27 protein-coding genes and 1 pseudogene are annotated in these 23,102 nt (G+C 45.6%); 19 read left to right on the forward strand and 9 right to left on the reverse strand.

Translation table 11 applies throughout. The features are described from left to right. Positions 1-18 precede the first annotated feature (18 nt). From MTO98_RS32855 to MTO98_RS32880, 6 genes are all read left to right on the forward strand, one after another. On the forward strand, positions 19-1,023 hold the full coding sequence (locus MTO98_RS32855) for an SDR family oxidoreductase (protein WP_305852738.1): 1,005 nt from the start codon (positions 19-21) through the stop codon (positions 1,021-1,023). 82 nt (positions 1,024-1,105) lie between these two features. Continuing rightward, positions 1,106-1,651, forward strand: coding sequence for a ferritin-like domain-containing protein (locus MTO98_RS32860; RefSeq protein ID WP_243483826.1), 546 nt, complete (start codon positions 1,106-1,108; stop codon positions 1,649-1,651). Between the two features lie 99 nt (positions 1,652-1,750). Then, positions 1,751-1,939, forward strand: a complete 189-nt coding sequence (locus MTO98_RS32865) for a hypothetical protein (protein ID WP_243483828.1) — start codon at positions 1,751-1,753, stop codon at positions 1,937-1,939. 47 nt (positions 1,940-1,986) lie between these two features. After that, positions 1,987-2,667 (forward strand): flavodoxin family protein, encoded by a 681-nt coding sequence (locus MTO98_RS32870; RefSeq protein WP_243483831.1) that lies wholly within the window; start codon positions 1,987-1,989, stop codon positions 2,665-2,667. 27 nt (positions 2,668-2,694) lie between these two features. Further along, on the forward strand, positions 2,695-2,994 hold the full coding sequence (locus MTO98_RS32875) for a DUF3175 domain-containing protein (RefSeq protein ID WP_243483834.1): 300 nt from the start codon (positions 2,695-2,697) through the stop codon (positions 2,992-2,994). Positions 2,995-3,106: 112 nt separating this feature from the next. Beyond that, a complete protein-coding gene (locus tag MTO98_RS32880; RefSeq protein ID WP_243483836.1) occupies positions 3,107-3,589 on the forward strand; it encodes a CinA family protein in 483 nt (160 codons plus the stop codon). Positions 3,590-3,641: 52 nt separating this feature from the next. On the opposite strand, the gene MTO98_RS32885 is transcribed toward MTO98_RS32880, so the two are convergent. From MTO98_RS32885 to MTO98_RS32905, 5 genes are all read right to left on the reverse strand, one after another. Then, positions 3,642-4,196 (reverse strand): ferritin-like domain-containing protein, encoded by a 555-nt coding sequence (locus MTO98_RS32885; RefSeq protein WP_243483838.1) that lies wholly within the window; start codon positions 4,194-4,196, stop codon positions 3,642-3,644. Between the two features lie 96 nt (positions 4,197-4,292). Then, positions 4,293-4,781: a DUF421 domain-containing protein gene (locus MTO98_RS32890; RefSeq protein WP_243483840.1), complete on the reverse strand. Its 489-nt coding sequence runs from the start codon at positions 4,779-4,781 to the stop codon at positions 4,293-4,295. Between the two features lie 144 nt (positions 4,782-4,925). Continuing rightward, complete coding sequence (locus tag MTO98_RS32895) at positions 4,926-5,408, reverse strand: inorganic diphosphatase (RefSeq protein ID WP_243483842.1); 483 nt, start codon at positions 5,406-5,408, stop codon at positions 4,926-4,928. A gap of 3 nt (positions 5,409-5,411) precedes the next feature. Then, positions 5,412-5,873, reverse strand: a complete 462-nt coding sequence (locus tag MTO98_RS32900; protein ID WP_243483844.1) for a low affinity iron permease family protein — start codon at positions 5,871-5,873, stop codon at positions 5,412-5,414. Next, entirely contained in the window at positions 5,870-8,086 is a 2,217-nt protein-coding gene (locus MTO98_RS32905; RefSeq protein ID WP_243483846.1) for a hypothetical protein, read from the reverse strand. The genes MTO98_RS32900 and MTO98_RS32905 overlap by 4 nt, the downstream gene beginning before the upstream one ends. 197 nt (positions 8,087-8,283) lie before the next feature. On the opposite strand from MTO98_RS32905, the pseudogene MTO98_RS32910 reads away from it, so the two are divergent. From MTO98_RS32910 to MTO98_RS32930, 5 genes and pseudogenes are all read left to right on the forward strand, one after another. Beyond that, positions 8,284-9,231, forward strand: a pseudogene (locus tag MTO98_RS32910) (manganese catalase family protein). Beyond that, positions 9,231-9,392: a hypothetical protein gene (locus MTO98_RS32915; protein ID WP_243483848.1), complete on the forward strand. Its 162-nt coding sequence runs from the start codon at positions 9,231-9,233 to the stop codon at positions 9,390-9,392. Before MTO98_RS32910 ends, MTO98_RS32915 begins: the two are co-directional and overlap by 1 nt. Positions 9,393-9,408: 16 nt before the next feature. Continuing rightward, the gene (locus MTO98_RS32920) at positions 9,409-9,582 is read left to right on the forward strand and encodes a hypothetical protein (protein ID WP_183566016.1); all 174 of its coding nucleotides are present in this window, start codon (positions 9,409-9,411) and stop codon (positions 9,580-9,582) included. Between the two features lie 8 nt (positions 9,583-9,590). Beyond that, a complete protein-coding gene (locus tag MTO98_RS32925) occupies positions 9,591-10,013 on the forward strand; it encodes a DUF1810 domain-containing protein (protein WP_090463174.1) in 423 nt (140 codons plus the stop codon). 40 nt (positions 10,014-10,053) lie between these two features. Beyond that, complete coding sequence (locus MTO98_RS32930) at positions 10,054-10,635, forward strand: DUF4142 domain-containing protein (protein WP_243483850.1); 582 nt, start codon at positions 10,054-10,056, stop codon at positions 10,633-10,635. Between the two features lie 101 nt (positions 10,636-10,736). Here the strand turns inward: MTO98_RS32930 and MTO98_RS32935 are convergent, their stop codons facing one another. The 3 genes from MTO98_RS32935 to MTO98_RS32945 are packed head-to-tail and all read right to left on the reverse strand — an operon-like array spanning position 10,737 to position 13,804. Then, a complete protein-coding gene (locus MTO98_RS32935; RefSeq protein ID WP_243483851.1) occupies positions 10,737-11,822 on the reverse strand; it encodes a glycoside hydrolase family 130 protein in 1,086 nt (361 codons plus the stop codon). Continuing rightward, positions 11,803-12,267 (reverse strand): hypothetical protein, encoded by a 465-nt coding sequence (locus MTO98_RS32940; RefSeq protein WP_243483853.1) that lies wholly within the window; start codon positions 12,265-12,267, stop codon positions 11,803-11,805. Before MTO98_RS32940 ends, MTO98_RS32935 begins: the two co-directional genes overlap by 20 nt. Then, entirely contained in the window at positions 12,257-13,804 is a 1,548-nt protein-coding gene (locus MTO98_RS32945; protein ID WP_243483855.1) for an FAD-dependent oxidoreductase, read from the reverse strand. Before MTO98_RS32945 ends, MTO98_RS32940 begins: the two co-directional genes overlap by 11 nt. A 419-nt stretch (positions 13,805-14,223) precedes the next feature. Here MTO98_RS32945 and MTO98_RS32950 point away from each other — a divergent pair, with 419 nt between their 5' ends. The 7 genes from MTO98_RS32950 (at position 14,224) to MTO98_RS32980 (ending at position 21,056) form a co-directional block, all read left to right on the forward strand. Next, positions 14,224-14,934 carry an NEW3 domain-containing protein gene (locus MTO98_RS32950; RefSeq protein ID WP_243483857.1) on the forward strand — a complete coding sequence of 237 codons (711 nt, stop codon included), beginning with the start codon at positions 14,224-14,226 and terminating at the stop codon, positions 14,932-14,934. A gap of 23 nt (positions 14,935-14,957) precedes the next feature. Beyond that, complete coding sequence (locus tag MTO98_RS32955) at positions 14,958-15,938, forward strand: ABC transporter ATP-binding protein (protein ID WP_243483859.1); 981 nt, start codon at positions 14,958-14,960, stop codon at positions 15,936-15,938. Next, a complete protein-coding gene (locus MTO98_RS32960) occupies positions 15,889-16,887 on the forward strand; it encodes an ABC transporter permease (RefSeq protein ID WP_243483861.1) in 999 nt (332 codons plus the stop codon). Before MTO98_RS32955 ends, MTO98_RS32960 begins: the two co-directional genes overlap by 50 nt. Before the next feature lie 593 nt (positions 16,888-17,480). Further along, positions 17,481-18,188 carry a DUF4262 domain-containing protein gene (locus MTO98_RS32965; protein WP_243483862.1) on the forward strand — a complete coding sequence of 236 codons (708 nt, stop codon included), beginning with the start codon at positions 17,481-17,483 and terminating at the stop codon, positions 18,186-18,188. Positions 18,189-18,531: 343 nt separating this feature from the next. Continuing rightward, positions 18,532-19,386 (forward strand): hypothetical protein, encoded by an 855-nt coding sequence (locus MTO98_RS32970; protein ID WP_243483864.1) that lies wholly within the window; start codon positions 18,532-18,534, stop codon positions 19,384-19,386. A gap of 24 nt (positions 19,387-19,410) precedes the next feature. Next, a complete protein-coding gene (locus MTO98_RS32975; protein ID WP_243483866.1) occupies positions 19,411-20,223 on the forward strand; it encodes an oxidoreductase in 813 nt (270 codons plus the stop codon). Between the two features lie 29 nt (positions 20,224-20,252). Beyond that, entirely contained in the window at positions 20,253-21,056 is an 804-nt protein-coding gene (locus MTO98_RS32980) for an AraC family transcriptional regulator (RefSeq protein ID WP_243483868.1), read from the forward strand. Between the two features lie 302 nt (positions 21,057-21,358). Here the strand turns inward: MTO98_RS32980 and MTO98_RS32985 are convergent, their stop codons facing one another. Next, entirely contained in the window at positions 21,359-21,607 is a 249-nt protein-coding gene (locus MTO98_RS32985; protein ID WP_243483870.1) for a hypothetical protein, read from the reverse strand. A 418-nt stretch (positions 21,608-22,025) separates the two neighbouring features. On the opposite strand from MTO98_RS32985, the gene MTO98_RS32990 reads away from it, so the two are divergent. Continuing rightward, positions 22,026-22,901, forward strand: a complete 876-nt coding sequence (locus tag MTO98_RS32990) for an alpha/beta fold hydrolase (protein WP_243483871.1) — start codon at positions 22,026-22,028, stop codon at positions 22,899-22,901. Positions 22,902-23,102 lie beyond the last annotated feature (201 nt).

Here is a 23,102-nt window from a genome sequence, read left to right on the forward strand (position 1 = left end):
AATACATCCTACACTACCATGAACGAAGAACATAAAATCACCCGGCGGCAAGCGGTCGCCGGGTTAGGTGCCACTTTAGCTGTCGCGACAGTAACACCTGTCTTCGCAGCAGGCGGTAAAACAAACAGTATAATGGAAGCAAAAGCATTAGAAGATCCGATCACCAAATACCCCAAGCCGCCTTTTGAAGGCCAGTCACAGCCCTGGCCAGGCTTAGCCAGTAAAATGAACCCCAAACCGGATCACGGCGAAAAAAGCTATAAAGGTTCGGGACGGTTAGCTGGTCGCAAGGCGTTGATCACCGGTGGCGATTCGGGGATGGGACGAGCTACCGCCATAGCCTACGCCCGTGAAGGTGCTGATGTGGCGATCAATTATTTCCCGACAGAGGAAGAAGATGCCAAAGAGGTGATCGCATTGATCAAAGCTGAAGGCCGAAAAGCCATCGCAATTCCTGGCGATCTGCGTGATGAAACTTTTTGCAAAAAACTCGTAGACGAGGCGGTTAAGGGTTTGGGCGGTTTGGATATTGTAGTAAATAATGCAGGGAGGCAGCAAAGCAACCAGTCTATTTTGGACATTTCTACAGAACAGTTTGACTGGACGATGAAAACCAATATTTATGCTCCTTTCTGGATCATTAAAGCGGCTTTGCAGCATTTACAGCCAGGCTCGGTTATCATCGGTACCACTTCTGAACAGGCTTACGATCCTTCACCCGATCTGTATGATTACGCGCAAACAAAGGCTGCGACAATGAATTATGTCAAGTCGCTGGCAAAACAATTAGGGCCGAAAGGCATCCGTGTAAATGGTGTCGCACCCGGACCGATCTGGACACCGTTACAGGTTAGTGGCGGTGCCAGCCAGGAAAAGCTGAAGCAGTTCGGCGGACAAACACCATTGGGCAGACCCGGACAACCCGCAGAACTGGCCTCTATCTATGTACAATTGGCTGCCTCAGATGCCAGTTACGCAACCGGACAGATCTATGGTTCATCCGGCGGCTCGGGACAGCCTTAATACATAGCGGCTCGCCTGGCCATGATCCAGGCATCGATCCAATTTAAAGAAATTACTAAATCATTTATCAAAAACAAATATCATGGAAACACAAACCGCACAGACTACCGATTCAAAACTCAGGGAGTTTTTTGTCGATCAATTAGAAGACTTGCTTTGGGCAGAAAAAAAACTGGTTAAAACCTTGCCGAAATTGCAGGAAGCCGCTACATCCGCCGAACTGAAGGATGCCTTCGGCAATCACCTCACACAAACTCAAAACCATGTTACCCGGTTGGAACAAGTCTTTGGCCTGATTGGCGAAGACGTGGACACCACCAAATGCGCGGCGATGGCCGGTATTGTTGACGAAGGCGAAGATATTATAGATGAAACCGAAGAAGGCACCGCGCAACGGGATGTAGGTTTGATCTTCGCCGGACAAAAGGCGGAACATTATGAGATCGCCACATACGGCGGCATGGTCACACTGGCTAAAACTTTAGGATATAATGATGCGGCCGACCTCCTGGTCCAGACCCTGGAGGAAGAAAAGGAAGCAGACAACCTGCTGACCCAGATCGCTGAAAATAATATCAATTACCAGGCAAGCACCGAACCCAAAGAAGACAAGGGATTTTTTTCCTGATCTTTTTACAGCGCCTGTCATCAGGCAGGCGCTGCTGAACGCAAATGGAAAACAAGGGTGAAATGAAAGCGTATTTAGGAAACATTTAAAAATTAGCTTATGCCATGGTATAACGGAAACTACCCGCCATCTTATAAGAACCAACCTAAGAAAATCAGGGAAAAGGCAACGGAGATCGCCAATGAAGTGTTGCGAACAACCGGCAATGAAGGGGAAGCAATAGCGACTGGTTTAAAGCAGGCGCGCGCTCATTTTGCAAAAGAAAAAAAGAAGAACAGTGATAGCTGAATCACATCAGGCTGTTATTTTTCTAACTAATTATTAAAACAAACTTCATGAAAGCATTACTTATAAACTGTACGCTCAAACGCCATCCAGATTTTTCCAACACAGGCGCATTGGCTGACAAGGCGGCAAGCCAGCTTCGTGAGCAGGGGTTTGAAACGGAGATTATCCGTCTTAATGATTACCAGGTACTTACCGGTAATTCTTCTGATGAAGGAGGGGGTGACCAATGGCCGCTTATCCTGGAAAAGATCAAATCCTGCCAAATTTTTATTATCGCCACGCCCATCTGGATGGGACACCTGGCCTCGACCGCTCAAAAAGTGATTGAACGGTTAGATGCTATTTTCCGGGACGAAGAACTGAGCAATCAAGAAAACGGACAATATATGCCCTATAATAAGGTAGGCGGCTGCCTGGTTACCGGCAACGAAGACGGTGCCCATAGCTGCGCCGCGCAAGTACTCTGGGCTTTGCAGGAAGTGGGCTTTACAATTCCACCAAATGTTAACGCCTATTGGGTTGGTATGGCCGGAGGAGAAAAAGATTATGTGGAAGCTGGCGGCGAACGGTATTTATATACCAATAAAACCTTGCGTTATATGACCGCAAACCTGGCCTGGTTTGCCAAATTATTAGCCGCTAACCCTATCGGTACCAATCTACTGGAAGAGGATAAAAAAGCGGAAGCAGAAAGCGACAAGCAAGAAGGTTATTATCAACGATACTAAAATCATTTACTGATAAACTATACTTCTATGACTACGAAAACAAAAAAAACAGTAAACAAATGGTCTGCAGATGTTACAGAGCACAGCGATGCGATGGATCTGGAGAAAGATATTTTTAAATCCGGAGATCCGGATAAGATCGCGGCATCAGTAAAACATTCGGCGGAGACAAGCAAACGGCGAAAATCTTCGCCTTATCAAAGCGCGATGTCTATGCTGACCTTTTACGAGAACCGGGCCGGGAAGAACTTAAACGCAGACGAAAAAGACACGCAGGAAAAAGCAAAGGATAAGCTGAGGGAGTTATTCGGTAAGGACGATAAGTGATAAGTAGTAGTCGGTCTGTATACGGAATTTATGATTGTTGGGAAAAGACCTGATGCTTGCGCCAAATGTCTGTATATCCAAACCATTTTCAGAGCCAGATCGTTAAATATAAATGGCGGAAAGCAAAATCATCGTTTGCAGTAAACTCATAGCTCAACGAGGGCTGACTATTGCTTTTGCAGAAAGCGCGACAGCGGGCTGGCTCTGCTCCGAATTTGCGCTGACCGAAGAATCTGGTAAAGTGCTTAAAGGGGGCATTGCCTGTTATGACGCGAGTTTGAAAGTCAGTTTACTAGGTGTACCACAGGAACTCATTGATAAATACACGCCGGAATCGATGGAAGTGACCCGGGAGATGGCTTGCCGCTTAAAAACAATAATCGATTCGGATATTCAGGTAACCGTTACCGGCCTGACCACTCCCGGCGGCAGCGAAACACCGGAGAAACCGGTCGGCACAATGTTCGTTTTTGCTTTGATCTGTGGTCGTGAAGCCAGCTTCCGTCAAGTGTTTTCCGGTTCCTGTGAGGAGGTCATTCATCAGACCATCGAGGCGACCGCTGAACTTTTGATCGCGGCGCTAAGCAAAACTTAAACAAAAAAGGGATACCTTCCGGTATCCCCTGAAAGATCACAATTTGCTTCTTTTATTCTACTTCAGCGGCAGCGGCTTCATTCACATAATTTTCGGCTACTTGGGTCAACAGGGTATCGGCATTTTTTTCTTCAGCTAAGGTTTCGTCAAACAGGTTCTGTGCTTCACTATAGCCCAGGGTTCCGGCTAAGGTGCGCAGGGTACCATAAGATGCGATCTCGTAATGTTCTACCTTTTGAGCAGCAGAAATAATAGCTACATCCCTTACTTCTGTGCCTTTGTCTGTATCGGACAGTAGTTCAGTAGCTTCGTTTAGCAGGCCTTCCATGGCCAGGCATTTCTTAGCCACTGCTTTTTCACCGATCGAAGCGAAAGCGCTTTCCAGACGGGTCACATGGTTCTTGGTTTCTTCCAGGTGGTTGCTAATGGTTTGTTTAAGGTCTTCCGAGGTCGCTCCCTTGATCAGTTTCGGCAAAGCGGAGGCTAAATGTTTTTCCGCCCAGTAGATGTCCTTGATCTCATCAATAAATAATTCTTTCAGCGCACTTTCAGCTTCTGGTGTGCGGCTGGCTGCTGCTGCAGACTTTTTGTTGCTTTTTGTAGGCATGATTGTAGATTTTATTTTGGTTAAAATTATAGTGAACAACGCTGTTGTTAAAAAAACAAGAAGCGTTCCAAACTCCCTGAAAAATCAGAACAATTTTCATTTTTTCCGGATTGCGCTGATCTCGCCGTTTCTTTCCATATAAACTTTTTCAACCCCCTCCATATCTTCGGTTAGCGCTGACTTCCGGACACCCTGCATGATATCTTCTTCACACACTAACCCTTTTTCCATATGGCTTTTAATGAACTTTCCCTGATCAAATAGCAGGATTTTATCGCCTTCCACAAAGCGGCCGAATGCCTTATGATGAACGATCAGCCAGCCAAAGACCCGGTGCAGGAAAACAATCACAAAACAGCAGACGATTACCGGTACAAAAGCTGATGCACCCACAACCGCCCGGCTCATGATGGCTCCCAGTGAAATGGTAATAATGTTGTCGAGCGGCGTCCGCACGCCAAACGAGCGGCGTCCCGAGACGCGGATGAGCAGGAAGGCAATTATAAAAATGACTACGCCTCGACTGCTCATCTGCAGGGCATTGAGGTCTTTGCCCTCACCAAAAATTTTTAACAGCAGTTCCATAGCAATTGATTTGATTCTTATTTAATTCATTTACCGCAGACAGCTGCGGGCTTCTTTAATTCCGCAGCCGGCTTACGGTTAACGAGCCAGGCGGTAATTTACAGTGATGCCAGCATGACCGGTATGAGCAGCTGCTTTATTTCTTCACTCACTTAATAATTTGGCGGCCTGCGGGGCGTTTAGCCTCGCAGTCACGTTAAATTTCTTGCCCGCCTGTTCGTTATAATTTTTGAAAAAGGCTTCGAGCTGGTCAATGAGAACCTGTGGCAGCTCCTCCAGTGTATGGATGTCCGAGTATAACAGGGAAACATCCGGGATGCCGATAAAACGGTCATTCCGTACCTTGTGCCCGTTCCGTTCGGTTTGCTCTGCTTTTAGCCCACCGATGATCCGGCAATCTACCAGGCAACCGGGGAAAGCGGAACATTCGGAGATCACGATGATATCCAGCGGGTCGCCGTCCTCACCTTTGGTTCCCGGGATCATCCCGAAATCAAAGGGAAAGACAAGTCCGGCGGGCAGGATCTTATTCAGTTTAAAACGTTTTTCCGCCGGATCATAGTCGAACTTCTGGTTCGATCCCTTCGGACATTCGATCATCGCGGTGATTGTAGTTGGCTTATTCATGGCTCAGGTCTTTTTAATCGGCTTCCGTGTCTGTGATTTTCTTTTCTGGTTTTCTGCAGCAGCATCTATTGAATGCGTGCGGGTCAGATCATTTTCCTTTTCTGCCAGATCGGACAACCGGATATAAAATTTATAAAGATGGTCCAGTTCTTCCTCGGTCAGGTCCTCGATATTCACCATGCGGTTACTGGTGCCCTCATGCGAAGCTAATAATTCATTTAACTTCAGGTGGATGGCTTTGGAGTCCTTATTCTGCGACTTCTGAATTAAAAACACCATCAGAAAGGTAATGATCGTCGTGCCGGTATTGATCACCAGTTGCCAGGTTTCCGAGTAATGAAATAACGGTCCCGTAACTGCCCAGATGAGCACGGTGGATGTAGCGATGATAAATGCCGCGGAACTTCCGGTGGCCGCTGTGGCCCAGTTGCTGAAACGTTCGAACAAATTCGTCTTTTTTTTCATAAGGCTTTCCATTTGATATGAATTTCACTGTCACCGGGGATGGTAAACTCCAGGTGGCCTTCTTTTGTTTTTTTGCCTTTAGCAGGCTCTTTACCGTCGTTCAACATCACCGTAAATTCCGGCATTTTACCTTTATCCGTTTTAACCAGCATCAGGCGGCAATTAAGCCGCGCATCTCCCGCCAGTCTGAATCTGGCCGGAAGGTGCTTTTTTGGCGAAAAGCCATAAGTGGGATAATCGGTGTAGATCATAAAGGGCTCATCTTCCACCTGCATATAATGGCGCGGCAGGATACCGAAAGCATTTCCCGCGCCGTAAACCTCCTGCCCAACTTCGCCGGACTGTTCCCAGCCATCATGCATGTCTTCCAGGGCGATCCATAGGCTTGCGTCTACCTCGCCGGTCTTTACCTCATCGGATAACATTTCTTTGGGCAGCATTGTCGGGTAATAATACACGGCACGGTCTACCAGATACCGGATATATTCAGCCATCAGTAATCGGAGCGACGGCAGGATCTCGACACCCTCCGCCTGCCTCAGGTAATCATGAAAGGCACAGAAGACTTCCTGCTCCTCGTAAACCGCCGTATAGGGCGCATCGTTCAACGGGAACAGGGCAAAAAAAGATGGAAAATTCCGACCGTAGCCATAATTGCAGTCCCAGAGTTTTACGTTCCTGAACACATTAGCCAGGCATAAATAACTGAGCTCTTTATATACTTCTTTTTGGGTGATCTTATACAGCCGTAATAAGGCACCTGCCGAGAAGGAGGTATTATTCGCCTGGTAGAATAAGTCAAAACCTAAACCTTGCAGTTTTAAAGCGCCTCTTTCAGCTTCGGCCAGATAACGTTTGTTGCCTGTCAGTTCCCAGGCCTGCAGCATCACATGTGCATACAAACCCGGCACATCCTTTTCACCGCCTTTTCCAGGTTGTGTTTCCGCTTTGATCACCTCGAGCGTATCCATTTTATAAAACACCGGCCACCTGTAATTGAAATGACGGGCCACCTTTATTGCGAATTCCAGCGAATCCAGGAACAGCTTTTCGGCAACTTTATCCCCTTTGAGCGCTAAGCGTGACAAGTTCAGCAGCGGGTGATGCAGATACCAGGAATCCATAACCATTGGCTTTTTGTGTTCTTCTTCGCCTTCCATCTTATCGGCCACTTTAGGGTGCCAGCGCATGATCGTGCCAAATTCCTCATTATAAAAAGCGGGCAGGCCTTCCTTGATCTTTTTCATCACTTCCAGCTGGCCATCGCTCCATTCTACATAATCCAGCAAAGGCAGGAGTACTGCCAGTTGTACCATGATCTCGGGTGGTGTTGCATAATCACAGACATAAGCATTCAGGTAATGATTTCCGTTCACCTGTGACCAGCAACCCGGGCTTTCGGTCAGGTCAGTTAAACCTTTTTGTAAAGTTTCAGGCCAGTTTTTATAAGTAGTGGCGGGTTTTGGCAATTCCAGATAAACTGCCGCTAATAAATCAAGATACTGGCGTACCATGGCTCCCTCATCTGCAGGTACTTCTTCAGAAAAGACGATAAGCGCGTCACTCAGGGCATACGTTTTCCCGGCTTCCAATGGTTTATTTTTCAAAGTAGGTGGCAGGGCAAATCCAATTTCCGGCCATTCACCACCCACCGTATCACCGGCCGAGGTCTCGGTCTGCTGGTTATAGTCCGCCAGTGCGGTCAGATTCTGTAGGTAAAGCACAGAACCCGCCTTCGGCCGGGTCAGGCTAAAATAGAGCTGTCCGGAACGTGTGCCTACCTGGCTGACTTTGATCTCACCTTCAGCTATCTTATCGCTGCTAACTGCGCCGAGCGGCACGATATCCCTCGGCCAGAAAGGGAACAAGATCGGTGCTGCCGCTCTCAGTGTTGTCGTAAAACGCAGCACGGGGATTTCTCCAACCGGTAACCGGACAACAGCCTCGTATTCCCCCATCAGGGAGGCGATCCGAAAAGTAATGTTTTGATCCTTCTCCATGACTTTCCTGAGTTCCAGCTGATCGTTGGGTGAATAAGCAAGCCGGAAAGCGATCCGGCTGCCTTTCGGCCAGGCTACAACCATCCAGCAGGAGTCATCAATCAGATAAACTTTAAAGGCATAACCTACTGCCTGCTGTTCATAAACAGCGGTCAGGCCGGGACTGTTCAATTTTGAATTAACAGCCAATAGCCAGGCTGAGGTTGCATTCATGGTAAAAAAAATAATCTTTCAACAATTGGCATAATTACGTTGCAAACGCTTGCGGAAAGCGCTTAAAAGGTAGTACAACAACTATTTTCAGTTAAATATTGTTTTTATATTTCTTTATAAATTATTTAATTAATTAAAAACATAATATCAACTCCTGTAGTTTTATCATTATACATTTACCTAAAACAAATAATATTATGTTTCACCATGTAAAAGACCTTCAATTCAATGCCAGGGTATCTCGTCCCGATCCGCGTTTTGCGAACCTGTTATTGGAGCAATTCGGCGGCGAAAACGGTGAGCTGGCCGCTGCCATGCAATATTTCACCCAGGCCTTCGGCGCGAAAGTTCCACACCCGGATAAATACGATATGCTGATGGACATCGCCACCGAAGAATTCAGTCACCTGGAGATCGTGGGCGCTACCATCCAGATGCTGCTGAAGGGTGTGAACGGCGAACTCAAAAACGCTGCCGATAGTTCCGAAATCATGCAGGTATTAAACGGCAAGGCCGCTAAAGAGGATATTATCCACGCAGCGGTATTTGCTAATCCGCAGTTTGGCATCATCACCGGAGGCGGCGTCACCCCGCGTAACAGCCAGGGCATTCCCTAGTGTGCTTCCTACATCCACTCCAACGGCGACCTGACCGTAGACCTGCGCAGCAACCTGGCTTCTGAATCACGGGCCAAGCTCGTTTACGAGCATTTGATGAAATTTACAGAGGATCCGTACATCCACGAAACCTTATCCTTCCTGATGACCCGGGAGGTTACACACTATAAAATGTTTGAGGCAGCTTTGAACAGCATTCAGCCTAATTTTCCGCCGGGAGTATTGGCTGCCGATCCCCGCTACCTGCAAAACGTTTACAACCTATCCGACGGTACCGTTCGCGGGCCGTGGAATGAGGGTGAGATCAAAGGCATGGGCAAAGAATTTAATTACGTTGAAGACCCAATTGCACAGGTACAGGAAACAGAAGGCCAAACGAAATTGCCGGATGATTTCGGCGCGGAGGTAAAAGAAAGCGAAAAACTCAATAAAGACATGAGCAAGATCAAAAGTGCTGAAGTAAAAAATGCAGAACCAAAAGGTGTCGCTCAATGGAGTGCCTATGGCGCTGAAAAGGTACAAGTATAATGGATGAGCACCTATTTTTGAAAGGACAGCGTGTGATCACTCCTTCAGGTGAAGGCGAGGTTGTTGACGCTATTGGCGATAAGATCGTCGTCAGGCTGGATACCGGATCAACAGAAACTTATCCCTCGGACGACATACAGGATAATAGCAGCGCAGGGTGAACATAAAAACATAACCATGAAAAAAATCATTGTGCCGGTGGCCATCCTCATGATGGCCGCCTTATTTACAAGCTGTACCGCCATCGCAGGTATTTTCAAAGCCGGCGCGGTGGTGGGCATTATAGCAGTCGTGATCGTGATCGCCATTATCATATGGATCATCTCGCTGTTCAGGGGGAAAAGCAACTAAGTAAAAAAATGAAAGAGCACTTACAACGTTTTAAAACTGCGCAGGACCGTGATTATGATACCGCGCTGGCGGAAATCAAAGACGGCCGCAAGCAAGGCCACTGGATGTGGTATATCTTCCCGCAGATCGCAGGTTTGGGCATGACCGAAATGTCACGTTTTTACGCCATAAAAGATATAAAGGAAGCGGGAGACCTGCTGATGGACCCGGAACTCGGGCTGCGGCTGACGACTATCTGTAAAGCGCTGCTGGAATTGGAAACAAATGACCCGCATGCTGTTTTCGGTAGCCCCGACGACCTCAAGCTTAAGTCGTCAATGACCCTATTTGATGCTGTGCCCGCGACCTTCCCGGTTTTTAGCCGTGTACTGGACAAGTTCTATCATGGCGAACGCGATGAAAGGACGCTGGAAATACTTGGTATAAAATAGCTTGACGATAAAAGAGATACAAATTAACAAAACACCCACCATGAAAAAGCTCATGTACATCAGCCTGATCGCAGGTGTCGCCTGTATGGTACAGGCCTGCAGCGGCAACAAGGACAGCAAAGCCAGCGCAGACAGCGCGAATACAGCAAAAGCTGACACGGCCAAAAAGGATTCATCCGCATCAGCAGTCGACAAGGACGATGCGAAATTTGCCGTGGCGGCAGCTAATGGCGGTATGGCAGAAGTCGAGCTCGGCACGCTCGCCCAGCAAAAAGCTGCCAACCAAAAAGTTAAAGATTTCGGTGGCATGATGGTCAGTGACCATAGCAAAGCCAACGAGGAAATGAAGGCCCTTGCAAAATCCAAAGGGATCACCTTGCCAACAACGATAGATAGTGACGAACAAAAGGTGAAAGATAATCTCTCTTCAAAATCAGGCGCGGACTTTGATAAAGCCTATGTTGATAATATGATCGAAGATCACAAAAACGACATCAAAGAATTTGAGGATGCCACTAAAAACCTGAAGGACCCGGGTTTGAAAGCATTTGCGGTGAAGACATTACCAACCTTAAAGATGCACCTCGACGCGATCCAAAAGATCCATGACAGCATGAAATAAAGCATAAGCTTATGAAGCGGCCGCCTTTGCCAGGGCGGACTTTTTTATTTTCCTGCGATAGTTCGATGGTTTGCAGCGTTGCTGAAGAAACTTTCGATATGCTAATAAGAAACCAATTGTTCCAGTATTGCACTGATGGAAAAATGCGCGCCGCACACGAACTCATCTGCCGCGCCATAGTACATCGTCAAGCGGTCACCATCAATCAGGTGCCCGTTGGTAAAAACTACATGCCCAAAAAAGCCGCTTAATTCATATGGTTCCGTAGGCACCATAATGGGTTCAACGGTACGTGAAATGATCTTCGAAGGATTATCCAAATCCATCAGGAAAGCGCCCAGGCAATACTGGTGCTCCGTATTTGCACCGTGATAAATCGCCAGCCAACCCCGCCCGGTACGGATCGGTGCCGCCCCGGCACCGACGCGTGCACTGTCCCAAAGGCCGGGCCTGGTCTTGATCAGGCATTGATGGTTCCCCCATTGTCTGCCGTCGGAAGATTCGGCCAGCCAGATATAATTGCCGCCGATCTCTTTGCTGCTCGGCCGGTGCAGGCAATAATACTTACCGTTGATGGTTTCTTCAAAGATGGCGCAGTCTTTATTATGCGGCGGCAGGATCATGCCAGCATTTTCAAAGTGTTGCCAATCTCTGGTGGTTTGCAAACCTACGCCAACACCACTATCAGAGACTGCGGTATAGGTCAGATAATAAGTGTCACCTATCTGGCTCACCCGGCAATCTTCGATGCCGAATCGTTCCAGGTAGCCCTGTCCAAATATGGGAGCATAGTCTCCCGGCTCGGTGAAATGCACACCATCATCACTGGATAATAAGCGTAAATGTGAGATTGTGGTCAGGTAATCCAGGCCTTTATAGCTGATTACACGGGCATCGATAGCGATCAGGTCGGGATCGTTTAATGGTACTTCGATGATCTCGGTATTCCCAGTCGCGTTCAGGGCGGGGAAAAATAGTACGCCTTCCTTTTGCACAGCACCTTCCGCTACCCTGACCAGAAGCCATATTTTCCCCCCGTAACGGAATACGCCCGGATTCAGCAGACTAATGATTTGTAAACCACCGGCGCTGGGCGCAAGGTCTTTAGGTAATAACAAAGGATTTTCCGGGAAACGTTGGGCCAGATCCGTCCTGCTTTTTTCCGCCTCATCGATGATCTGTAACATAATTTGCTCTTTTTAAGATTTGATAACCGATCCCGGCGAAGACTGCAAAGACCAGGTGAGCCGGAACGAGTTGCAGGTAATATTTATTAAAACTTAACGAAGGCGGCAGCGGGTGCATTTTAAATGTGGCTTTCCAGACCACGACCGCCAGCAAGCCACTTAAGCCACCCAGCCAAAGGTTCGTTTTCAGATCAGGTTTTAATTTTCCGCGCCGCCAAAGCTCCACATAGACTAGTGCAAAAAGCAGGCCTACCCCATAATGACCGAGCCAGCCTAAAGCCTGACTCTGCTGCTTGTCCAGTTTCGGAATGAGACGGCCAGCCAGTTGTCCGAGGCGCTCCGGTTCGCTGAAGTTTTCGCCATCGGCCAGCGAAATGAGGTAGCTGAACAGGGTCATGAAAGTTGTACCGGTAATTCCGCCGGCTAATATTTCCTTAGTTTTCATCGCTGCTGATCTTGGGTAGGTTTTTGGTTGCCGGTCCTGTCAATACATTTCCGTCAATATCATAACGTGCACCGTGGCAGGGGCAGTCCCAGCTTTTTTCTTCACCGTTCCAGTTCACGATACACGCGGCATGGGTACAAACCGGACTGAGCGCGTGGACGGCTCCTTTTTCATCCCGGTATGCCGCTATCTTCTCACCGTCTACTTCCAGCACCTTGCCGGTACCTCGCTGAAGCCGTTTTAATGAATCCGTTTCGTGGATATGAAACCTGTCTGCTATAAAGTGGTAAGCTACATCCACATTTTCTTTAACAAATTCGCTGAAGCTATCCACTGGTTTGATCCGTGAAGGACTGAACAAGTCCTGATATCTATTGGGCCGTCTCCTGACCAGGTCGCTGAGTATTTTGCCGGCGATACTGCCCAGCATCATCCCGTTACCGTTATAGCCGGTTGCGCAGTAAATACCGTCCGCCGCCAGCGGCATCTGTCCGATATAAGGAAGGCCGTCCACAGGTACATAATATTGTGATGACCAGCGGTATTTAACCGACGACACGTTATAATATTTCCGGATATATTTTTCCAGATCGGCAAAGGCTTTTTCCGGGTCGGCATGACCCGTTTTATGATCATTACCACCGGCGATCAAGAGTTTTTCCCCGTTAAGTACCTGTGTCCGGAAATAATGATAAGGTTCCTGCATATCGTAAACCAGGGCATCCGGATAAGTATCCGTTTTTAATTTCAGGCCCAGTACATAACTGCGGTAAGGGGCGCACTCAAAATTGAACAGGTTGATATTGGGCGGCATATGCGTAGCGTAAATCACCGTTTTAGCCCTGATAACACCTGTTGGCGAATGCGCGGTATGTACGCCATTGTCAGTTTCGATACCGGTTACCAACGTGTTTTCCAAAACTATACCACCTGCTTCCCGGTAAGCTTTTTGTAAACCCCGCAAATATTTTAACGGGTGAAACTGTGCCTGCCTATCGAAAACCAGGGCCTTTAAATATTCTACCGGTGTCGGCACTTCTTCCGTATAGTTTACAGGCACACCTACTTTTAAGGCACCATTGTAGATCTCGTCGAGTTGTTTGGCCTCGTCCCCGGTTTCTGCATACAGGTAGCCAGGATTGATTTCGTAATCGCAATCAATCTGGTAAGTATCAATGTTGGATTTAATGGTCGTGAAACCTTCGTTGATCGCATCCGCGAAAAGTTGCGCTCCTTCTTCGCCGAAAGCGCTCGCTACTTCCGCATAAGTAGTATCCGCGAAGGTATTGATGTGGGCGCTGGTCCCACCGGTAGTTCCAAATCCCGGTTTATGCGCTTCGGCGATCACTACTTTTTTTCCCGCTTTCTGAAGAAACAGTGCCGTTGTGATACCGGTAATGCCGCCACCTACGATCAGCGCATCATAAATGGCGGTGGTATCAAATAAAGCTTTCGAAATTATAGTCGCTGCGCCATACTGCCAGGGAGCCTGCAGTGCTCCGTCGCGGGCTAATACGGTATTCGTTGTCTTTCCCATAATTCTATTACAAAAATCATCATCACTCTGTTTGGCAATAGTTTACCTATTTATCAAACAAATCCGCTCGTATACCCGATCTTTTATAACCCGGCGACAATGGGTGTCAGGGCTTAATCGTTTAGGCTAATATCTAATTGTTAAAAAATGTTAAAGCTGTTTGAAGTTTTGAGGCGACTTTTTTTCTTTGAGCCGTCAATTTTTAAACATTAAACCAATTATCGAAAAAGCATTTTTTGAAAGCTATCATTAACCATTTTAGTTGTTAGATCATGTTACCCCAAATCACTATCACCCGTTTCAGCGCAGCGCGCAGCTTGACATTTCTTTTATTATTTCTAACATCCGCCTTCGCATCACAAGCGCAACAGCAGCCAGTCACCTGGCCGGCTGGCAAATCAGGCTTTACCGCCAAACTGATGAACATCGAGGCCGCAACCAGCGAAACCTTCCGTTACAGCACGACGCTCCATAACGGCTCGGCCAGCGCCAAGATCTACGAATTTAAAACCGATATTCCCTTTGGCTGGACGATTGCCTACAAGGTGGACGGCAACCAGGTCACTTCCATAAACATGGACGCAGGCAAAACACAGGATATCGCCATCGAGATCAATGCCACGGCTACCGCCTCCCCGAAAAAATACAAGGTTCCGATCAGGGCCGTATCCGGTTCCGATACCCTATCGCTGAATCTGGAAGCCGTAGTTAAAGGCTCCTACAGTTTGACACTAAGTACACCTACCGGAAGATTAAGCGACGAAGTAACCTCGGGCAGCCAAAAAGAGTTGCAGCTGACCGTCAAAAACACTGGTACGCTGCCGTTGAACGACCTGCAGGTTACCGCACAATTGCCTACCGGCTGGGAATCTACTTTTGAACCCGCGAGTATCAAACAACTGGAGGCTGGGAAAACCGTTGATGTTAAAGCGACCGTAAAAGTGCCGGACAAAACCATTGCCGGGGACTATGCTGCTAATTTTACGGCAACTAATAGCAATACCAACTCACAGATCGCTTTCCGACTCGCGGTCAAAACGTCCTTGCTTTCCGGCTGGATCGGTATTTTGGTCATCCTGTTGGCCATTGGCATCGTTTATTATCTCATTCGTAAATATGGCAGAAGATAAAATAGCCAATCCATTTTTTACCAATGAAAGATCCTATTATACAATTAAAGGACTTAACCAAACAGTATGGCGCTGTTAAAGCGGTAGATGGTTTAAACCTTGAAATAAACAAGGGCGAGATCTTCGGATTGCTGGGGCCTAATGGCGCAGGCAAAACTACCACCATATTGATGATGCTCGGGCTTACCGACCCGACGAGCGGTACCGCTTTTGTTTGCGGGCATAACGCTACCAGCAACCCTATTTCGGTTAAGAAAAAAGTGGGTTATATGCCTGATAGCGTCGGTTTTTATGATAACATGACCGCGCTGGAAAACCTGGTGTATATCGGCAGACTGAACAGCGTACCTGAAAATGAACTAAAAAAGCGTTCGGCCGAAGTGCTGGAGATTGTGGGCCTTGCTGCAGACCAACATAAAAAGACTTCGGCTTTTTCCCGAGGCATGAAACAGCGACTTGGTCTGGCCGATGTGCTGATCAAAAAACCGGATGTCATCATCCTGGATGAGCCAACGCTTGGTATAGACCCAACAGGCGTAAAAGACTTTTTGGCGCTCATCAAACAGTTGAGCCGGCAGCAGGGACTTACCGTTTTACTCTCATCGCACCATTTACACCACGTCCAGCAGGTGTGCGACCGGGTTGGGATTTTTGTGAAGGGCCAATTGCTGGCACAGGGAGATATCGGCGCGCTGTCCGGTCAACTATTCGGCACCGACAGCCATGTCACTTCTATCAGGGTAGCACAACCTGTTTCACAACCCTGGCAGCAGGAGCCGGAACTCCAGGCATGGGAAGCCATCACCCAGATTCGCATCCACGAAAATGAACTGGAATTTACCAGCAGCCGCGATGTAACTGCCGCTCTTGTTCGCTTTCTGGTTGGAAAAGGCTACGATGTGATCGGTGTCAATCAAAAAAATTATGGACTCGACGATATTTACCAGAAATATTTTGAATCAAATAGTACTAAAAATACAAGCTATGAAAAGTCAATCTCTTGATCCGGGGCCTTTTGGTGTTATGATTCATAAGGAAATAGCGGATCATATACGCAGCTGGCGCTTCAGCATATTGATTGCGCTTATTGTGCTTACTTTTATCGCCGCGATGTACGTATCGCTGGCGAATATCAAATCAGCAATAGGAAATACAAAAGATCCTGATCACCTTTTTTTATATCTGAAGTTGTTAACCACAACCGATAATTCCATCCCGCCATTTCATGTGTTCCTGAGTTTTCTGGCACCGTTGCTGGGCATCAGCCTAGGGTTTGACGCGGTCAATTCCGAGCAGAACAACGGCACTTTGACCCGCCTGATGGCGCAGCCCATCTACCGGGATAATTTATTGCTGGCCAAATTTGTGAGCGCCCTGGTTATCGTTAGCGGTTTATTTTTTGCATTGACTTTGCTGATGATAGGCGGCGGATTAGTACTGACTGGCGTGCGTATGGAGCCGCAGGAATTGCTTCGCATACTGGGGTTTATTGTGATCACTATTGCTTATGTGGCTTTCTGGTTGAGCTTATCTATCATGCTTTCCATCTTGTTTAAGCAAGCCGCAACTTCCGCGCTTACGGCCATCGGGATCTGGTTGTTCTTTACGATATTTTACCAGATCGTCATTAACCTTATTGTCAAGTCCTTCTTACCTGATCCGGCTTATCTTAGCCAGGCCGAAATCATTAGTTATAACGACGTTATTTTGAATCTGCAACGCGTTGCTCCAAACCAGCTTTACTCAGATGCCGTCACCACGCTGCTAATGCCTTCCGTTCGCAGCCTCGGCCCGGTAACCATGGAACAAATGGCAGGCGCCATACCAGCGCCATTACCGTTTAAAGAGAGTGTCATGATTGTCTGGCCTCAGGTAAGTGGTTTAATGGCTTCAACGGTAGGCTGTTTTGCATTTGCTTATTATCTTTTTATGCGACGTGAGATACGTAGTTAATAAAACGATGACGCGCTATCTTTGGGCATCAGGAACAGATCGTAGCGACTACCGGCATAAAATCACATAAGTAATATGCGATCTGATATTAAAATTCGTGAATTTATTTATCGGAACGTGGGTTGATGGATTCCCAAACAGCCCAACATCTCAGAGCTTTCTGACCATATTTAAAAAAGCTTCTTACTAGCACAAACATCCACAATGGTTACTACTTTGCTTTTTCGATCTATAATTTGATCTTGTTACAAGTGAAATTAAAAACTGTATAATGAATCATGGTACGGCCTTTTTTGTGATGTTAAAATTGTTAGGGTTTTCAATATTTTGTATCTTCGTAAAGTAAGATTTGCAAATAAAATAATCTGCATCAAAAAATGGTTGGTAATTCGGTGCGTAGCCAATTTTAAACCATATAAAATATTGTAAGCCAATTGGTTAAGAATCGTGTTCGATTCCCCTACGGGCTACCAAGCCGCTTTACGAAAGTAAGGCGGCTTTTTTTGTTATGTTAATTTTCCAAAGATTGCAAGGGTTGTAAATCAGTTTTATATTTAAGTTCGGAGTTGCAGATCCCGACTAACGACGGAGTAATGACAAATACAGAATTTTTAGACATCATAAGAAAAAACATTGATAAAAATGGCTATCATGTTACGTTAGTCAATGGTGGCCAAAACCCAAATTTTTCTTACTCAATAGGGTTATCCGAAAAGTTCGGTTTTGAATTGATTATAGCAGGAGGATTTAAATCCATAAAGGAGAATGAATTTATATTTGATCAAATATATCAAAAGCTACAATCTGGATCTACAGTTAATTCTCAGTTTTCACTATCCGACAACAACGTTTTCTATTTAGGTATTGTAGATTCATCTTGGTGTGAAAAATTAATGTTAGGAGTCTATGACTATTATAGTGTGGATAAAATCACGGCTTATCAAATTATTCCTATAGAAAAAACATTGGAAACACCACTAATGTCAGATGCAGTAATTCCCAATGACCCTATTTGGAAATGGTTATATATGAATTGGGACATTGATGCGCCTAAAAATTCTTATGTAATAACTGATCTTAATGCATTAAAAGGCAAAACAATAACCGAGATCGCTAAATGGGAAGACCATGTATGGGAAATGTTTTCAGAACCAGGGCCAGATGTGGAAAAAGAGGATATAAGGATAGTACCTTTAGGAACAATATTGGGAATTGACACTACATTAAAACCAATTGTAAACTTAATTATCGGTCAAGGTTTGTGGCGAAATGATAAAGATTCAAGCTGGCAAGATTGGTAGTCCAGCATTACCCCCGACTCGCGTAACATATCGGGCGGGGTGGGTAAAGGCTCCTTGAGCCTAACAAATAAGAAAACAACAGAGCCTGGCCGAGTGCCGGGCTTTGTTGTGTAGTGGGCATAAGCCTTACCAGTTTCTGCATCACGAACTTGTGTTTTTTATAGCGCTATTTATGGATCCATATTATCCCGGAAACTTTAAACCTTTATACGATATAGTCTAAAGATGTACTATCCCTTTTCGCCACCTCATTTGTGAGCTTTTCACTAAAGCAATTTGATCCTTTCACGAAAACCGCGTACGAATTTTCTGCCGAGCTTTGTTTTATTAAAAGAATACGGGCATGAATTTACTTCAAACCATCATCAGCTACTATCACGGCGAAGCCAGGCACGGTTTCTGGGGAGCTGTTATTGGCGGATTATTGCTGATTGGCGGCTTTGTACTTTGGAAATGGGCATCTCCGTTTTCATTGCTTAAAGGAGTGCCTGTACCGATGATTTTATTCGGACTGCTGATAGGCATAGGAGGCGGGGCCGACAGCATATACACCAGTAAAATAACAGCCGGAAAAATAGCACTATATCAAAAAGATGCGACCACTTTCTTAAAGCTGGAAAAAGTAAAAGTTGAAAAAACCCACCGTGGCTGGCGCGGTATCCGGATATTTTGGGGCATATTGGGATTGAGCGGCCTGGTACTCGCCTTGTTATTCAGAAAGCCATTTTGGATTGGTGTCGGTTTGGGCACACTGGTTTTAGCATTTATCATCTCCCTTTTTGAGTTATATTCAATGAGGTTTAACGAGCGTTACTACCACGCAATTAACGCTGCGGGTACACAAAAGCCAAATACTGAGGTACAAGAAACCCATCCCGGTGCACAGCAGCAGACTAAAACACAGGTTAGCGAACAAAAACAGGCAAGGCCAGCAATCGACAACACGCCTCCGCAAATCCCGCCTTTAGATAGTTTAATGACCTTATCTGCACCACGTATAAACGAAGTTATAATTAAAGATACCTTGATCATTAGCACGCTTAACATTTTGCAACCACAGGTATTGGCAAATGAAACCGCACAGGATTATCACCAAGATAAGAAAATAAGATTACTGGATTATTATAACTCTGATCTGATCCAGGCCAATGGAGTTAGCGCCAAACATTGTTGGTTCGGCAAAAAATATATCAAATAAAGAACTGATTAAATAATGCATAATATGAAAAAAGTAGCATTGGTTACCGGCGCTTCGGCCGGTATCGGGGCAGCTACGGCCCGCCTTTTAGCCCAAAATGGCTATACCGTTTATGGTGTTGCACGCCGCACAGAGAAAATGGCCACACTCATGGACCTGGGAATTAAAACCATACCCATGGACGTAGCTGACGATGAATCGATGGTTAAAGCTGTTGAACGCATCATTTCCGAACAAGGGCACATTGATGTGCTGGTAAATAGCGCAGGTTTCGGGTCTTATGGCGCTGTTGAAGATGTTCCAATGCATGATGCCCGCTACCAGCTCGAAGTAAATGTGATTGGCCTGGCCCGCCTATGTCAGCTGGTATTACCGCACATGCGCAAACAACATTTTGGCAAAATCGTAAATATCACTTCCATTGGTGGTAAAATGGCTACGCCGCTGGGCGGTTGGTACCATGCAAGCAAATTTGCCGTTGAGGGACTTAGCGACAGCCTGCGCCTGGAAGTTAAACCTTTTGGCGTAGATGTGATTATTATTGAACCGGGCGGTGTAAAAACTGAATGGGGCGGCATCGCTTTTGATAGTGCCGAAAAAACGTCAGGACATACGTTTTACGGAGATTTAACCAAGAAAGCTAAAAAAGTTTTTGCCAAATCGGAGGTAAACAACGTTGAACCGATAGTGATAGCCGAACTGATCAAAAGTGCTATTGAAACAAAATCGCCTAAACCGCGCTATGCAAAAGGTTACATGGCTGCAATAATATTGGGAACAAAAAAATGGCTTAGCGACTCCATGTTCGATAAGATGATCATGAGCCAGATGAAATAACATTAACGCAAAGACATATCTTTGAATATATGACCAACGATGAATTGCAGCATAACATATTGTACAGTTGCAGTGCGCAAAGCAAAAGAGATGGCGAATCCGTTGTAAGGGACCACGCCTTATCCTACATCATTACCGGGGAAATTACTTTTTACCATAACGGCGGCACTTTCACCTATGGCCGCGGTTCGGTAGGATTGCTGCGTAAAAATTTATTGCTGAAGTCTGTTAAAAAGCCCGCTGCAGACGGTACGCCTTTCCAGTCAATAAGTATTTTTTTTGATCAGTCCAGCTTAAGAAAGTACAGTGGACAAACCGATGTAACCGCAGATGGTTTATATGTAGGAGAGCCGGTGATCAATATGAGCCATGACGCTTTTCTGAAAGGTTATTTTGACTCCCTTATTCCTTATTTTAAGTCGGACTTGCCTTTAACAGCAAGCATGGCCGAAATAAAAACGCATGAAGCGATTGAGCTCGTACTTCGCCACAACCTGCGATTAAAAAATATGCTTTTTGATTTCAGCGAACCTTTCAAGATTGACATTGAAGCCTTTATGGGTCAAAATTACCTTTACAATGTACCGATAGCTCAATTTGCCCGGCTAAGTGGCCGCAGTCTCGCTACATTTAAACGCGATTTCAAGAAAGTATTTAATGATACGCCCGAACGTTGGATAAAGAAACGAAGGCTTGAACGCGCACATTTCCTGATCAAAGAACAGCATCAGGCACCGGTTTCGGTTTTTAATGAAGTAGGCTTTGAAAGCCTCTCCCATTTTTCTGATGCTTTTAAAAAGTTTTTTGGATATAATGCATCTTCTATAAGTTAGCGGCCTCCTGAGATCATCCGGGAAAGCGGAATGCATGTTGTAAACAGCACCATTTCGCTATCAATCAGGTGGCGCTTATCAATTAACTAAAAGACTAAATCATTAATACATTACTTTAGACCGCCGAAGTTATAGTCCCCCAAAAACGACGAAAGGGCAACAATATGTGCATAGTTGGCTCACCGGCAATATACAGTGCTTGCCCAAGCAGGCAGACTCGCGCAATGATTTGTTCAATTACACCTTTTTGCAGGGCATTGCTCTCATCAGCAGGCCTAACTTTGGCAATTTTTAGCCATTTGTTATTTTAAACCCCTATCCCTGGCCAATTTTTCCAGCTCTTTATTTCTGGCTTTATTTTTAGCAGCTATTGGTATATAGATTAAAGGAAGAAAACTTAATAAGCCAACCCCATTTCTAAAGGCACTATAAACGGAAACCCCGATCAAAAAACCAAAGATCGCGGCATCTAAAATATTACCTGATTTAATTTTTTTTACTTCTTGTAATAATTCCTCGTTTGTTAATTCTGCTAATTCTTTTTGCTTCATTGATGTGATATGTTTTGGCCGTTCAAGTTTCAGATAATGTTGTTCTTAAATTATCGCTAATTATCAAACACACAAACCGTGTATCGCTGCAATCATCCCACTATCTGAACTACAAGTTTACCAAATAAAACGATTCCATCATGTAGCAAGTCTGCAAAAGCGTTCTACTTTAATAGCTCTCTCCCCACGAATATATTCCGCTTTTATAAAGTAGCGCCGCCGGGACACTGCCTAACATCTGCCAATTACAGCATGCATGCACCAGCGAAGCAAGCAATAGATCCTTGTTGCTTAATAACAAGGGCAGCATCTTGTCGCAATTTGCCCCTGAACTTGTCGTTTTTACACAGTACACGATCCTGAAATACCTGCCATCTTTGTATTGTCAATAAAATCAAAACAACTTAAATCACGTTTTATGAAAAGAGTATTTAAACGATCGGATGTCGGCCAACCTGTATTAATGATTGCAATGCTTTTTTTTACAATACTGCAAACCAAAGCACAACAAATCAAACCTTCTGCCAGTGGCTACGCACCTGTTAATGGCCTTAAAGTTTATTACGAAGTATATGGCGAAGGCAGGCCTGTAGTTTTACTACATGGTGCCTTTATGACCATTGAAGGCAACTGGGGCCAAATAATTCCCGAGCTGGCAAAAACAAGGAAGGTAATTGCCATTGAATTACAGGGACATGGGCATACGCCATTTTCAGATAGAAAATTGTCACACGCTACTTTAGCAAGTGATGTAGCAGGTGTAATGGACCACCTGAAAATTGACAGTGCCGATGTTGTGGGATATAGCTTTGGCGGCGCGATAGCTTACCAGTTTGCTATACAAAGCCCAAAACGGTTAAGAAAATTAGTGATCATCTCTTCCACCTATAAAAGCAGTGGTTGGATGCCCGAAGTAAATAATGCATTTAAAGGCCTGAAGCCCGAATTTCTTACCAACACTCCTATGAAAACCGCATATGATGCCGTGGCACCTGATAAAACAAATTGGACAAAATTTTTAGAGCAGATGATCGCCTATGCTCAAACACCATTCGACTTAGGTGACGCCAATATCTCGAAAATTTCTGCACCCGTATTAATCATATCCGGAGATAACGACGGACTGGATAAAATTGAATTGATAAAAACATATAAATTATTGGGAGGCGACGTTTTTGCCGACATGGGAAAAATGCCGCAATCACAATTGGCTATTGTTCCTTCACAAAGCCATGTTAGTTTAATGATGCAAACCAACACGATATTGGGCTATCTGGCCGGCTTTTTAAAATAGCCCGGTAGTGTTTGGTATTGAAAAGCGGCCATTTCTTGCACTTTATATACTCCTGGTTATCAACACCCTACATCTAACTATCCAGTTCTAAAAACCCTTAAATAAGCAGATTATCACAAACGAGCACGAAGCCGCTTAAAGCGGCTTTTGTGTTGCAGTCCATTTTCATAATCCGCTTGTATCGGAATAATTATCAGTCTT

The sequence above is a fragment of the Mucilaginibacter sp. SMC90 genome (assembly GCF_022811725.1).
In the GTDB taxonomy this organism is placed as follows: Bacteria; Bacteroidota; Bacteroidia; order Sphingobacteriales; family Sphingobacteriaceae; genus Mucilaginibacter.